The 14,077-nt window shown below is 50.4% G+C and carries 14 protein-coding genes and 1 riboswitch; of the genes, 13 read left to right on the top strand and 1 reads right to left on the bottom strand.

The features are described 5' to 3' along the window. Positions 1-45 precede the first annotated feature (45 nt). The 7 genes from ACGTIC_RS09640 (at position 46) to ribE (ending at position 6,811) form a co-directional block, all read left to right on the top strand. Positions 46-756 carry a Stp1/IreP family PP2C-type Ser/Thr phosphatase gene (locus ACGTIC_RS09640; protein ID WP_113855793.1) on the top strand — a complete coding sequence of 237 codons (711 nt, stop codon included), beginning with the start codon at positions 46-48 and terminating at the stop codon, positions 754-756. A gap of 35 nt (positions 757-791) precedes the next feature. Next, the gene (gene pknB, locus ACGTIC_RS09635; protein WP_059075885.1) at positions 792-2,714 is read left to right on the top strand and encodes a Stk1 family PASTA domain-containing Ser/Thr kinase; all 1,923 of its coding nucleotides are present in this window, start codon (positions 792-794) and stop codon (positions 2,712-2,714) included. A 24-nt stretch (positions 2,715-2,738) separates the two neighbouring features. Next, a complete protein-coding gene (rsgA, locus tag ACGTIC_RS09630; protein ID WP_059075886.1) occupies positions 2,739-3,605 on the top strand; it encodes a ribosome small subunit-dependent GTPase A in 867 nt (288 codons plus the stop codon). After that, on the top strand, positions 3,599-4,243 hold the full coding sequence (rpe, locus tag ACGTIC_RS09625) for a ribulose-phosphate 3-epimerase (RefSeq protein WP_113855794.1): 645 nt from the start codon (positions 3,599-3,601) through the stop codon (positions 4,241-4,243). Before rsgA ends, rpe begins: the two co-directional genes overlap by 7 nt. A 69-nt stretch (positions 4,244-4,312) precedes the next feature. After that, positions 4,313-4,446: riboswitch (FMN riboswitch) on the top strand. Between the two features lie 94 nt (positions 4,447-4,540). Then, positions 4,541-5,677: a bifunctional diaminohydroxyphosphoribosylaminopyrimidine deaminase/5-amino-6-(5-phosphoribosylamino)uracil reductase RibD gene (gene ribD, locus ACGTIC_RS09620; protein ID WP_059075888.1), complete on the top strand. Its 1,137-nt coding sequence runs from the start codon at positions 4,541-4,543 to the stop codon at positions 5,675-5,677. Beyond that, the gene (locus ACGTIC_RS09615; RefSeq protein ID WP_113855795.1) at positions 5,658-6,302 is read left to right on the top strand and encodes a riboflavin synthase; all 645 of its coding nucleotides are present in this window, start codon (positions 5,658-5,660) and stop codon (positions 6,300-6,302) included. The genes ribD and ACGTIC_RS09615 overlap by 20 nt, the downstream gene beginning before the upstream one ends. A 44-nt stretch (positions 6,303-6,346) precedes the next feature. Then, positions 6,347-6,811, top strand: a complete 465-nt coding sequence (ribE, locus tag ACGTIC_RS09610) for a 6,7-dimethyl-8-ribityllumazine synthase (RefSeq protein WP_059075890.1) — start codon at positions 6,347-6,349, stop codon at positions 6,809-6,811. A gap of 76 nt (positions 6,812-6,887) precedes the next feature. On the opposite strand, the gene ACGTIC_RS09605 is transcribed toward ribE, so the two are convergent. Then, positions 6,888-7,358, bottom strand: coding sequence for a DUF6173 family protein (locus ACGTIC_RS09605; RefSeq protein ID WP_240937093.1), 471 nt, complete (start codon positions 7,356-7,358; stop codon positions 6,888-6,890). 144 nt (positions 7,359-7,502) lie between these two features. Between ACGTIC_RS09605 and hslO the strand changes: the two genes are divergently transcribed. From hslO to ACGTIC_RS09575, 6 genes are all read left to right on the top strand, one after another. Further along, positions 7,503-8,384 carry an Hsp33 family molecular chaperone HslO gene (hslO, locus tag ACGTIC_RS09600; RefSeq protein ID WP_075581107.1) on the top strand — a complete coding sequence of 294 codons (882 nt, stop codon included), beginning with the start codon at positions 7,503-7,505 and terminating at the stop codon, positions 8,382-8,384. Between the two features lie 6 nt (positions 8,385-8,390). Continuing rightward, positions 8,391-9,185: an S-methyl-5'-thioadenosine phosphorylase gene (gene mtnP, locus ACGTIC_RS09595; RefSeq protein ID WP_059075892.1), complete on the top strand. Its 795-nt coding sequence runs from the start codon at positions 8,391-8,393 to the stop codon at positions 9,183-9,185. Continuing rightward, the gene (mtnA, locus tag ACGTIC_RS09590; RefSeq protein ID WP_113855796.1) at positions 9,185-10,243 is read left to right on the top strand and encodes an S-methyl-5-thioribose-1-phosphate isomerase; all 1,059 of its coding nucleotides are present in this window, start codon (positions 9,185-9,187) and stop codon (positions 10,241-10,243) included. The genes mtnP and mtnA overlap by 1 nt, the downstream gene beginning before the upstream one ends. A 5-nt stretch (positions 10,244-10,248) precedes the next feature. Next, the gene (locus ACGTIC_RS09585) at positions 10,249-11,490 is read left to right on the top strand and encodes an adenosylhomocysteinase (RefSeq protein WP_059075935.1); all 1,242 of its coding nucleotides are present in this window, start codon (positions 10,249-10,251) and stop codon (positions 11,488-11,490) included. Positions 11,491-11,506: 16 nt separating this feature from the next. Further along, the gene (locus ACGTIC_RS09580; RefSeq protein WP_059075894.1) at positions 11,507-12,796 is read left to right on the top strand and encodes an amidohydrolase; all 1,290 of its coding nucleotides are present in this window, start codon (positions 11,507-11,509) and stop codon (positions 12,794-12,796) included. Between the two features lie 239 nt (positions 12,797-13,035). Further along, complete coding sequence (locus ACGTIC_RS09575) at positions 13,036-14,076, top strand: rod shape-determining protein (RefSeq protein ID WP_059075895.1); 1,041 nt, start codon at positions 13,036-13,038, stop codon at positions 14,074-14,076. Position 14,077: the final 1 nt, after the last annotated feature.

The raw sequence follows: 14,077 nt of genomic DNA, 5'->3' as shown, positions 1-14,077 counted from the left end.
TTATAGGAGCATAGTCTATACGCACCGTCGAGAGGACGTGAGAGTTTGGGAACATATGGTGAATCTAAAATAGGCCTGGTGCGCAAAGTGAATGAAGATTCATACTATATCAGTGCTGATCAGGATGTATTGGCCGTTGCCGATGGCATGGGCGGGTACGTAGGTGGTGAGATAGCCAGTAAAACGGCTGTTAAAGCGATTGCCTATTATTTTGAAAATTACACATTTACAGCTCCCGTACAATTGGAAAAAGCCGTTCAATATGCTAATTCCTGCATTCTTAGCAAGACCATGATTGATCCGTCGCTGAAAGGAATGGGGACGACCGTATCGTTAGTGACCTTATCGGGTGAACGGGCTTTCTGGGCACATGTCGGCGACAGCCGGATTTATCTGTACCATGATCATAAATTACAGCAGATTTCCAAAGACCATACGATTGTACAGGTCTTGTTGGAAAAAGGAAAGATTACCGAAGAAGAAGCTGAAAGTCATCCGAAACGGCATGTCCTTACCCGTGCCGTCGGCGTTGACCGTAATTTGTTAGTTGACAGCGGTATTTTCCAGATACATCATGGGGACCGCCTGCTCCTTTGTTCCGACGGATTAACCTCTTTTGTCAGTCAGGAAGAATTATGCGAGGCACTGGGAAATACAGCACTCAGTGAACGGGAAATCATTAATACGTTATTTGACCGTGTTTATGAAAACGGTGCAAAAGATAATGTGACAGCTGTACTTAAAACCGTTGAATGAACAGATACCTGCTATGAAAGTGGTGGAAATCAGAAATGATTGGTCATATCTTAGACAATCGATATAAGATATTGGAAAAAGTGGGTAGCGGCGGCATGGCCAGCGTGTACAAGGCACAGGATATTCTCCTGGACCGGATTGTTGCGGTCAAAGTCCTGCATAGCAAATATGCCAGCGACCATGATTTCGTCGTGCGCTTCCGTCAGGAAGCCCAGGCGGCAGCTAAATTATCCCATCCCAATATTGTAAATATATACGACGTCGGCTACGACGAAAACGCGCATTATATTGTCATGGAATACGTGCGCGGTGAAACACTGAAAGAATATATTGAAAAGCACGGCCATCTGCCAATCAATACGTCAATCCAGATTACCTTCGACATTGGTGAAGCATTGGAGCATGCCCATGCGAACGGAATTGTCCACTGTGATATCAAACCGCACAATATCCTGGTGACAGAAACGGGACGAATCAAAGTGGCCGATTTTGGCATTGCCAGAGCGATTAATTCCAGTGCGACCAACAAAGGGGATAACTCGGTTCTGGGATCGGTCCATTATTTTTCACCTGAACAGGCCAGTGGTGGAAAAATCGATGAACGGACGGATATTTATTCTCTTGGCGTCGTCATGTATGAAATGATGACCGGTGTCGTTCCTTTTGAAGGAGACACGGCAATCAGTGTGGCTCTGCAGCATGTGCAGGATGATATCCCGCTGCCAAGTAAATACAACCGCCGGATTCCCCAGCTGGTAGAACGATGCATTCTGAAGGCCATGGCCAAAAATCCTGACGACCGGTTTCAGTCCGTAACGGAAATGATGTCGGAACTGCGCATGGCCCAGGGATTTGTCAATACGAATAAAGCCAAAGGCGCACCGCCTATTATTAAAAACAATTTCAATACGCAGAAAATACAGCCGATGAAGGACCGGCAGGAACCCAAAAGAAAAGGCTTTTTTGCCCGGTTCGTCGATTCTATCAGCAATCATTCCAAAAAATCTATCGTCATTGGAATGATGATTGTATTTGTAGCGACTTTCGCCTGGGCCTTTTTCTCCTTCGGTAATTTCTGGAGTACAGAAAATATCACCGTTCCTGATGTGACAGGGAAACAGGTAGAAATTGCCAAGAATATATTGAAGAAGAAAAATCTCGATGTGTCTGTCAAGGAAGTCGAAAGTTCAGATGTGCCGATTGGTGAGGTCATCAGCCAGACGCCGTCAGGCGGTGCTGTCGTCAAAGCCCAGCGGACAATCCATCTGACGGTCAGCAAGGGCAATAAGGGAGAAGAAGTCCTGATTCCGGACCTGAAAGGGCTGACGATGGATGAGGCAGAAAAGATTCTGAAAGAAATCGGTCTTTCCATCGGCAAGGTCAAGTATGAATCCAGTGATTCTGTCGAAAACGGCCATATCATCAGCCAGAATCCCAAATCACCTGATAAAGTAGAAAAGGGAACGAAAATCAACCTCGTGATCTGCCGCAAGAACAGTGATGAAACAAAACCGTCCAAGGCACTGCCCGATACGTCTGGCATGAGTCTCGATGCGGCCATCAAAGCCTTGCAGGATGCCGGTTATAATGTAGGTAATATTTCTAATCTCGACAGCTCGAAAGACCAGAGCCAGGCTAAAGTCACCAGTCAGTCCCAGCAGGGGGATTCTGTCGATTTGTCTGTCGAATATCCGTCGGCGGCACCGGCAGCTGATCCCAATGCCAACAATCAGGAACAGGCCGGAACGACTCATACGGGCATGGTCAATATCAGCGTTCCATCCGGTGCTTCCAGTCAGCATGTCCAGATTGTCGTCAGTGATGACAACGGATCCCGTGTCGTCTATGACCGGAACCAGTCTGGCGGGGATAGTATCAGTAAGAGCGTCAGCGGTACAGGCCGGACGAGAGTTAAGGTATATATCAATAATTCACTGGTTCAGGACCAGTACATTTAAAGCGCCACAGGGCAGAGGAGGATTATGACAACAGGCCGGGTCATCAAAAATTACAATGGTTTTTATTACGTCGATACAGGAGACCAGGAATTGGTGGAATGCCGGCGCAGAGGGAAGCTGAAAGCGAAGATACTCGTAGGAGACCGGCTGTCTCTGACTATGGTCGATGACCACAAAGGGGTCATCGAAGCCGTCCTGCCGCGGTCTAATGCACTCCGGCGCCCGGCTGTGGCCAATATAGACCAGATGTTCATCATCATGGCAGCCCAGTCACCGGATCCGAACCAGTTCCTGGTGGATAAGATGCTCATGACGTGTGAGTACGCCGGCATCCATCCCAAGCTCTGCTTTAATAAGTGCGATTTGGACCGGGAAAAGGCAGAACAGTATCAGTCTTTTTATCAGGACTGCGGGTACGACGTGTACCTCGTATCGGCCCGGACAGGGGAAGGCATCGACGCGCTTCTCCGGCTCCTGCCCCAGAAGATAACGGCTTTTGGCGGCCCGTCCGGTGTAGGGAAATCCAGCCTGTTATCGCGGATCCTCGGACGGGATTTGTCTGTCGGTCAGGTAAGTGAAAAGATCAAGCGAGGCCGCCATACGACACGTCACTCAGAGATACTCTGCATGGATGACCATACGTATGTCGTCGATACGCCGGGATTCAGTTCTCTGGAATTTGAAAATCTGGAACCCCGGGAACTGATACAGCTGTTCCCTGATATGATGCCATACACCGGTACCTGCCGGTTCAATTCATGCCTCCATTATCATGAACCGGATTGCTGCGTCAAACATGCCGTAGCAGAGGGAAAGATAAGAAAAGAACGATATGAAACGTATTGCAAGATTTTAGAGTCCATTCTGGAAAGGAAACGATTTGCATGGTAGCTATTTGTCCGTCCATTTTATCTGCCGATTTTGCCCGCCTGGCCGATGAAGTCAAAGACGTTGAAAAAGGCGGCGCCGATTATATTCATCTCGATTTGATGGATGGGCATTTTGTGCCCAACCTGACCTTCGGTGTCCCCGTGATTTCCAGCCTGCGCAAGTATACGTCGACGCCCTTTGATGCCCATCTCATGGTAGAACATCCGGAAACGTATATTGATGGCCTGAAGAAAGCGGGCGTCACGTATGTTACGGTCCATCAGGAAGCCTGTATCCATCTGGACCGGGTCATCCAGCAGATTCACGAAGCCGGTATGAAGGCCGGTGCAGCACTCAATCCGGCGACCCCCGTCTCTTCTCTGGAATGCGTGGCCGGAATGGTCGATATGATCCTTATCATGAGTGTCAATCCCGGTTTTGGCGGGCAGAAATTTATCCCGTATACGCTGGATAAAATCCGGGCGGCCCGATCGCTCCTGACGAAGAGCGGCAATACGACAGCCGTCATTGAAGTCGATGGTGGTGTCAATAGCAAGACCGTTCAGGCTGTCAGGGAAGCGGGGGCTGATTTCCTCGTAGCCGGCAGCGCTGTCTTTGGTGCCAAAGACCGGACGGCAGCTATTGCGGCCCTGCGCTGAACGCAGGCAGTGCTTGTATTTCGCATTTTATTATGGTAAAATGTCTTTTGTATGAAAGAACTGAATAGAAATAGTCTTTGGGGCAAGGTGAGAAAGCGACGCTTTCAATTCCTGACCGGCGGTAGAGTCCGCTAACTCCTTATGGGAGCTGAACCGATGGGATTTCGGTACCGACAGTATAGTCTGGATGGGAAAAGACAGCACGGACGTGTTTATTTAGTGTGCTCAAAAAGGCTATTGGTATGTATGTGTACCGATGGCCTTTTTTGTTTCTGTGACAGGAAAGGAAGGACAATCTTGGAACCGATAGAATATATGCAGGAAGCCCTGTCTCTGGCCAGACTGGCACTGGGGTATACATCCCCAAACCCGGCTGTAGGCTGTGTGATTGTCAAAGACGGTAAAATCGTAGGACGGGGCTATCACCACAAGGCCGGTACACCTCACGCAGAAGTATGGGCACTGCGGGAAGCGGGAGATCAGGCTGAAGGAGCTACGGTGTACGTCACGTTGGAACCGTGTGCTCATTATGGACGGACGCCTCCCTGCGCCCGGACGCTGGTAGAAAGAAAGGTGGGAAAGGTCGTCATGGCCATGCTGGATCCCAATCCTCTCGTCGCCGGAAAAGGTGCTGCGATTTTACGGCAGGCCGGTATTCCCGTGGAGGTAGGACTTCTTTCCCGCGAAGCCGCCCAGCTCAATGAAGTATTTATCAAGAATATGATGGTTGAAAAGCCATTTATCGCATCCAAACTGGCCCAGAGCCTGGATGGCCGTATTGCTTCGCGGACAGGTAAATCCCAGTGGATTACCAATGAAGAAGCGCGGCGGGAGGGCCATTATCTGCGCTCTATCTATGATGGAATCCTGGTAGGCATTAATACCATCCTGGCGGACAATCCTCTTTTGACCTGCCGCATACAGCGTAAAGAGCAGGAGGCGCCTCACCAGCCCGTGCGCATTGTCCTGGATACTCACGGCCGTATACCGGAAACGGCACTGGTCATAACGGATAAGACTACCGATACGATCGTTGTCACGACGACATTGTGTCATACAGATAAAATGCGCCGCCTGAAAGAACTGGGCGTCCGCGTTATTCTGGCCCCGCTGACAGGAGAAGGACATATTGACCTGGTACAGGCAGTGAATCTGTTGTGGAAAGAGGGCATACGCAGTATTCTCGTAGAAGGCGGCAGCACCGTACAGGGGAGTTTTTTTGATTACAAACTGGTCGATAAGATATATGCTTTTGTTGGAAATAAGGTTATTGGCGGTTCACAGTCGCTCCCCTCTGTCGGTGGGAAAGGTGTTGACGATCTGGCTGAATGCATGCCTCTTTCCTATGACAGTGTCAAAATGTTAGATACTAATATATTGATTACAGCTTATAATACAGAAAGGGAGGGTGCCTATGTTCACTGGCATCATTGAGGAATTGGGGATAATCCGTGCCATGGACCGCCGCACTGACTCCATCGTCCTTACGATAGAAGCCCACACGGTGCTGGAAGGTACACGCATCGGCGACAGCATTGCCGTCAATGGTGTCTGCCTGACTGTGACATCCCTGAACGATACTTCGTTTACGGCGGATGTCATGCACGAAACGATGCGGCGGACGTCCTTCTGTGAACTGCGTACCGGTTCTCCTGTCAATCTGGAACGGGCGATGCAGGTCGGCGGCCGCCTGGGAGGTCATATCGTCAGCGGCCATATCGATGGAACGGGCCATGTGTCGCGTATAGAAAACGACGGGATTGCCCGGGTTATCACCATTTCCATTCCTAAGGACATGGCACCCTTTATCGTAGAAAAAGGTTCCATTACCATTGATGGAATCAGCCTGACTGTCGTTTCTGCCGGAAGCAGCCAGTTTTCCGTATCCATCATTCCCCATACAATGAGTCATACGACACTGATGGGTAAACATCCCGGTGCTATTGTCAATCTGGAAACGGATATCGTCGGCAAATACATTCATCGCTTTATGGAAACAGGCCCCGTAGAAAGCTCGAAAGGCGTTACGATGGAAATGTTGTTGGAAAATGGATTTTAATCCGCTAAATAGAATATTACATACATATTAGGAGAGTGGTACAAATGGTACAAGTAAAAGAAGGTAAATTAATCGGTTCTGGTATTAAAGTGGGTATTGTCGTCGCTCGTTTTAATGAATTCATCTGCAGCCGTCTTCTCGGCGGGGCCTATGATGCGCTGAAACGTCATGGTGTATCCGATGATGACATTACGACAGCCTGGGTTCCCGGTTCTTTTGAAATTCCCCTCATAGCCCAGAAAATGGCTGAATCGGGCAAATACGATGCCGTCATCTGCCTGGGAGCCGTTATCCGCGGAGCCACCAGCCATTATGATCTGGTATGCAACGAAGCTGCCAAAGGGATTGCCCAGGCCAGCCTCAAGACGGGCGTCCCTGTCCTGTTCGGCGTCATTACGACGGAAAATATCGAACAGGCCATCGAACGGGCCGGTACAAAAGCTGGTAATAAAGGCTTTGACGTGGCAACCAGCGCTATTGAAATGGTCAATCTCATTAAAGAATTATAAGAGTAAAACGCTGCACACGACTATCCATCGTGTGCAGCGTTTTTAACTATTTATGGAAATGATTGGCCAGCCGGACTCAGTGGTCATCTTCTTCGATATCCGGCTCCGGACTTGTCGTAAAACCGATGACCCGGCGCGGTTCTTCCGGGTTGGTACGCTTGACGGCCACGAGCAGCAGGTTCAGCTGGGACAAGTGCTGGACCAGTTCAACGCGGGACCCGTCTTCCAGTTCTCCGTAGAACACAATCATGTTCGGGTCCCAATAGCCGACATCCTGGATAGAAAAGGTGATGTTGCCGGCTGATACGAGACGGCCGCCAGCCTGCAGATCATCTGGCAGGTCTTCCTCGAATTTATTGATTAACGTCACTACCCGTTTGTACATATCTGAAGCCAGATAAGGAGTTTCCGGATCTTCTTCCTCATCAGAAGCCCCGGCAGGATTGACCAGCACCAGCTTTGTCTCTTCGTCTTCTTTCTTTGTGGTCTGCTTCAGGACCGGATTGGTTTCCACCGGTTTGGCAGCGGTTTTCGTTTCTTCTGTCATATAAAGTCCTCCTCTCTGCATCTCCTGTATATATTTTATTCGACAATGTACAGGAGGATTCCTGCTTCGCGAGATGACTAGTAATTTCCGCACCGGAATAGTATAATATAAAGTACCTTATTACGGAGAAAGGATACGTTACTTATGCAAATGGAAGATAAAATTATACATTATACGTCAGACGAACTGATTCGCGTTTCTGTCGCCGTGACGCGCACGATTACCCAGAAAGCCCGGACCTGCCACAATCTGTCCCCCGTAGCATCTGCTGCCCTGGGGCGGGCTATGACTGGTGCGGTCCTTCTTGCGGGAGATTATAAGAATCATGAAGGTGTATCACTGAAATTCAATGGTGACGGTCCTCTGGGAGCCGTCCATGCCGATTGTTTTGATTCTCATTATGTCAGAGGATACGTCGATCATCCGCAGCTGGATATCCCGCTTAAAGCGAATGGCAAACTCGATGTCAGCGGAGCCGTGGGCCAGCATGGGCAGCTTTCGGTGACGCGCTTTACGCCTGAAAAGATGACTTATACCAGTCAGGCCGAACTCGTATCGGGGGAAATTGCCGAAGATCTGGCCTATTATCTCCTCACATCGGAACAGGTCCCTTCGACGATCAGCCTGGGCGTACTTGTAGCCAGAGATTATTCCATTGCGGCATCGGGTGGATTCCTGGTTCAGGCTCTGCCGGGAGCCAGAGATGAGGATTTGGCACGGGTAGAAGCGAATATTACCTGTATCGGCCCGATTACATCGTATCTCAGCGGCCATCCTGATGGAGAAGAGCTGGCCGGTATCATCCTGAGTGGCATGCATTATAAGGAATTATATCGCCAGCCGTTATCCTGGCGTTGCACGTGTTCACGGGACCGCATAAAAAACGTACTCATGTCATTGCGGCCGGCTGATAAGGAAGAGTTATTGAACGATCCGCAGGTGGAGATGACCTGTCAGTACTGCGGTGCCAGATATGTCATCAGCCACGATGAACTGGTGGCGCTGTTTGAACAGAAAGAGACGTGATATTGTATGGGACATATTGCTATTATCGGAGGAACGGGACTTTGTGACCCGACAATGCTGGACCATGTGACGTCGGGGCAGATGGAAAATTATTACGGGACCATCCGTTACACGCGGGGAACGTATAAAGGAAAAGAAATCATTTTTCTGGCACGCCATGGCAAATACCATTCCATCCCGCCCCATCTCATTAATTACCGGGCCAATATCCTGGGGCTGAAGAAACTGGGCGTTACGGCGATTTTATCCACGACTGCCGTCGGGGCCATCAACAGGGACTATAAACCAGATGATTTTGTCCTTCCTGACCAGTTTATCGATTTTACCAGTCATTCCCGCCACGGTTCGTTTTTTGATGGCGGCAGCAACGGCGTCGTTCACGTCGATATGACCGAGCCGTATTGTCCGTCCCTGAGAGAAACAGTAGTACAGGCAGCCCAGGAACTGTCTTACCCGCTCCATGCATCAGGGACCTATGTCTGTACGGAAGGACCGCGGTTTGAAACGCCAGCAGAAATCAAGATGTTTGATAAACTGGGCGGCGATATCGTGGGGATGACCAACGTGCCGGAAGTGTGCCTGGCCCGGGAAGCAGAAATGTGCTATGCGACGATTTCGATGGTCACCAATTACGCTGCCGGCATTTCACCCGTTCCGCTGACCCATGCAGAGGTGGTCGAAAAAATGGTGCAGAATTCAAAACGCCTGCGCAGACTGGTCATGCGTGCAGTGGATTTGTATGATGACCGCGATTGTTCATGCCGTCATACACTGAAAGATTATGGAGGTTTTTCTGTCTGATGAAAACATTAGCCTGGGAACATCACGCCCTGCAGCTGCTTGATCAGACGCGGCTGCCGGGAGAAGAACGATATCTCTGCTGTACACGCTGGCAGGAAGTACGCGATGCCATCCGCATATTGGCCGTCCGGGGAGCTCCTGCTATCGGGGTAGCAGCTGCTTATGCCATGGTTCTGGCCGCCCGGGATATTGCAGCCGATGAGCCGGATAAAACACAATTTGAAATCCGGCTGGCTGAAGCCGGAAGGGGACTGGACGGGGCCAGGCCTACGGCAGTCAATCTCCACTGGGCCGTACAACAGCAGATGAATCTGGCGAGAAGGGCTTTGTCCTCTCATACGGTGGCAGAAACGGTGGAGTTACTGGAACAAGGTGCTTGTACTATTGAACGGGATGATGCGGAAATGGACCGTCGTATAGGCCGTTACGGTGCCGGCGAGTTGGGAAAATCCCGGCAGCCATTGACGATCCTGACTCATTGCAATGCCGGGGCATTGGCTACAGCCGGAATCGGTACGGCCCTGGGGGTTATCCGTACTCTGCACAGTCAGGGGCTTGTCCGCCAGGTCTATGCCGATGAAACGAGACCATTATTGCAGGGAGCACGCCTGACTGTGACCGAACTCATGGACGACCATATCCCGGTTACACTGATTACTGATAACATGGCAGCCTGGGTCATGAAGACAAAGGGAATCGACGCCGTCGTCGTCGGGGCGGACCGCATTGCCGCCAACGGCGATACGGCCAATAAGATCGGCACGTATGGCGTCGCTGTCCTGGCCCGTGCCCACAATGTTCCTTTTTATGTAGCAGCGCCTGCTTCTACTTTCGATCTGACCATACCCGACGGGGCGGCTATCCCTATAGAAGAACGGAATCATGATGAAGTGCGCAGCCTGGGCGGCATCGTGGCGACACGTCCTGACGTAGACGTGTTCAACCCCGCCTTTGACGTTACGCCTCATGACTATATTACAGGTATTATCACAGAAAAAGGCGTCATCCACCATCCGGATGACGCTATCCTGGCGACATTTTTTAGAAAAGAGGGTTAATGATTATGGAATCTGTTATTCGCGACATCTCACTTGCTAAAAGTGGTCATGAAAAAATCAGCTGGGTAGACCGGCATATGCCGGCATTAAATGCCATTGGCAATCAATTGAAGAAAGACCAGACCTTTAAGGGGAAGACAATATGCGTCAGTGTCCATCTGGAAGCCAAGACGGCTTACCTGGCCGAAGTATTGCACCGGGCCGGAGCTAATGTCATCGTTACGGGCAGCAATCCCCTGTCTACACAGGATGATGTTGCGGCGGCGCTCGTAGAAGACGGGCTGACTGTCTATGCCTGGTACGGTGCGACGGATGAAGAATATTTCGGCTTCCTCAATAAATCTCTGGATCACCATCCAGACATCATCATCGATGATGGCGGCGATCAGGTACATCTCCTGCATACGACCCGGGCCGATGCGATGGAACATCTTCTCGGCGGCACGGAAGAAACGACGACGGGGGTCAACCGCCTCCACGGTCTGGATAAAGCGGGGGCATTAAAATTCCCTATGATTGCGGCTAACGATTCGTACTGCAAATATTTGTTTGACAACCGTTATGGCACAGGTCAGTCTACGTGGGACGGCATCATGCGCACGACCAATCTGACCGTCGTCGGCAAGCGCGTCGTCGTCGCCGGCTATGGCTGGTGCGGCAAAGGCTGCGCCATGCGTGCCAAGGGACTGGGCGCCCATGTCATTGTTACGGAAGTCGATCCCATTAAAGCGATTGAAGCCGTTTTTGACGGGTTTGAAGTTATGCCTATGGCTGAAGCGGCAAAAGTCGGGGATATTTTTGTTACCCTCACGGGTGATAAGGATGTCATCCGCGGAGAACATATGAAGAACATGAAAGACGGTGTCGTTCTGGCCAATGCCGGTCACTTTGATGTAGAAATCAACAAGCCGGAACTGGAAGCGTTAGCGGTACGTCATTTTGAAGCCCGCCACAATATTGAAGGATATGAACTTCCCAATGGCCATGTTATCAACCTTCTGGCTGAAGGACGTCTGGTCAACCTGGCTGCCGGTGACGGACATCCGGCAGAAATCATGGATTTATCCTTTGCCGTCCAGGCTCTGGCTGCCAAATATATCCTGGAACATCATGGCGAACTGGGAAATCACGTATATGTCCTGCCTCATGAAATTGATACGGAAATTGCCAAGATTAAGTTAGCTTCTATGGGATATGCCATCGATACGTTGTCGGAAGAACAGCGGAAATACCTCAATCTGGACTAAGGGGGCTGTGACAGGGATGAAAAAGACACTGATTAAAAATGTCGGCATATATCAGAATCATACGGTCAGCGAACACCAGAACATCGAAATCACCGATGACAAAATCACAGGTTTCCCAAAGGATAAAGACGTATTATTCTGTGCCTATGACGAAGTAATCGATGGTCACAATATGCTGGCTCTGCCAGGATTTGTCAATGCTCATAATCATATTGCCATGACGGTGTTCCGCAGCTATGCCGACGACATGGATCTCATGGACTGGCTGCAACATAAAATATGGCCAGCTGAAGACCACCTCGACGGCGATGTCGTCTATGCTCAGACCATGCTGGGGATTGCCGAAATGATCCGCTGTGGCACGACGAGTTTTGCAGATATGTATTTCTTCATGGACGATACGGCACGGGCCGTTGAAGAATCGGGCATCCGGGCCTGCCTGTCCCGGGGGATGACGGGCATCACGCCCAGCGCGGAAACGGCGCTTAAAGAAAGTAAACAATTATTCCTGGACTGGCATAAAAAAGGAGATGGCCGCATCACGGTCATGCTCGGCCCTCATGCGCCATACACGAACACGCCGGACTATCTGCACCGGGTCGTTGATCTGGCCCATGAACTGGGAGCAGAAATCCACACCCACCTTTCAGAAACGAAAGGGGAAGTGGAAAATATCAAAAAGCAGTACGGCAAATCGCCTATTGCCTGGTTTGACGAACTGGGGTTGTTCGATACGGGATGCTTGGCGGCTCATTGTGTCTGGGTGGACGATGATGACCTGGATATCATGGCCAGGAAGCACGTCCGTGTTGCCCATAATCCGGGCAGCAACTTGAAACTGGCCAGTGGTTTTGCCCCGATTCACAAGATGCTGGATAAAGGCATTGTCGTCGGTCTCGGGACCGATGGCGCCTCAAGCAATAATAATCTGGATATTATGGAAGAAATGCGTCTGGCTGTACTGGTACATAAGGCCAATACGCTGGATCCACTGGTCATTCCTGCGGAAACAGCTGTCCAGATGCTAACCGAAGGTGGAGCGAGAGCACTGGGCTATCGTGATATAGGCCGGCTGGAAACGGGGTATAAGGCTGATATTACCCTCATAGACCGCAGCGGCCTTCACTGGTATCCGCGTCATGATATGCTGTCGCTTCTGGCATATGCGGCTAACAGCATGGATGTCGATACGGTCCTGGTCAATGGCAAAGTTTTGTTGCGGAACAAAGAATTTACGACTATTGATATTGAAAAAGTCAAATCCGAGGCAGAACGGACAAAAATTAAACTATTTGCTTCCTTGTAATACTGTAAAGGACATTCTGCAGCTGTGACTGCAGGGTGTTTCAGGATATATGGCTTCGTTGCGGATTATCGGATGTATCTTCGCAACGGAGACAGGAAAAGTGAGCGGCCCGGAAAATTCCCGGCCGCTTTTTTCTGTATGACACTGGTTCATAAGCAGGGTTTGTGATAAAATATATGGATGACTGTAGCAATGAAATATAATACATACCGGTAAGGTGTGCAGCGAAAGGAAATGACATGGGGTCGATGTTTTCACCATTAACGAAAAATATTGGGATAGATTTGGGAACCTGTACGACACAGGTATTCGTAGAAGGACGGGGCATTGTCATGTCGGAACCGTCCATTTTGGCGACAGACGAACGCAACCGCAAGACGATTGCCGTCGGTCATGCAGCAGAACAGCTGCTTGCCAAGTCACCAGAAACGGTTAAGATCCACAGGCCCCTTTTAAACGGCGTCATAGCCGATTATAATGTGACGCGCACCATGCTGGGGTACCTGCTCAGCAAGTGTGTCCGCAGTGTGCAGCGTCTGCGCATCATGGTGGGTGTACCGGCGGCTGCATCCAATGTAGAAAAAAGAGCTGTCATGGAAGCTATTTTCCAGGCCGGTGCCAAAGAAGCGTATCTGATTGAAACGGCGGCTGCTGCAGCAATCGGTGCCGGTCTGCCTGTCTATGATCCCGTGGGGAATATGGTCATCGATATCGGTGGAGGAACGACGAATATAGCCATCATTTCCCTGGGAGGCATTGTCCTGTCCCGTTCTATTCATCTGGGCAGCCTCGATTTCGATGATGCCATTAAAGAATATATACGCCAGCAGTATGCCATTGTCACAGAAGATTCGACACTGGAAGAAATGAAGATACATAATGGCTCGGCCGTTCTGCCACTGGAAGACCGGGGGTACTACTTTACAGGCCGTGGCATAGACGACGGCCTGCAGCAGGAAGTGGGCGTCAAATCCAGTGAAATCTACCGGGTCATGGGAAAACCGCTGGTCAAGATACTGGATCTGGCCCAGGATGTCCTGAGAGAAACGCCGCCGGAACTGGCAGCAGATATTATGGAACGCGGTATCGTCCTGACCGGGGGAGGCTCTATGCTTCACGGCATGGATCAGCTCTTTTCCCAGGAACTGGGGGTGCCCGTAGTATTGGCGGCTGAACCTGAGCTGGCCGTCGCCCGCGGAACCGGCAAGGCTCTCCATGACAGAGAAAAATTAGGTGCTCTCATCGAAGGGGCAGAACGTATTTACAGAAGGAGATTTTAAC

Origin of the sequence: Megasphaera hexanoica (genome assembly GCF_043520715.1) — a bacterium.
In the GTDB taxonomy this organism is placed as follows: domain Bacteria; phylum Bacillota; class Negativicutes; order Veillonellales; family Megasphaeraceae; genus Megasphaera; species Megasphaera hexanoica.
Note: the sequence above shows the minus strand (reverse complement) of the source record. Positions and strands in the feature narration are given on the sequence as shown.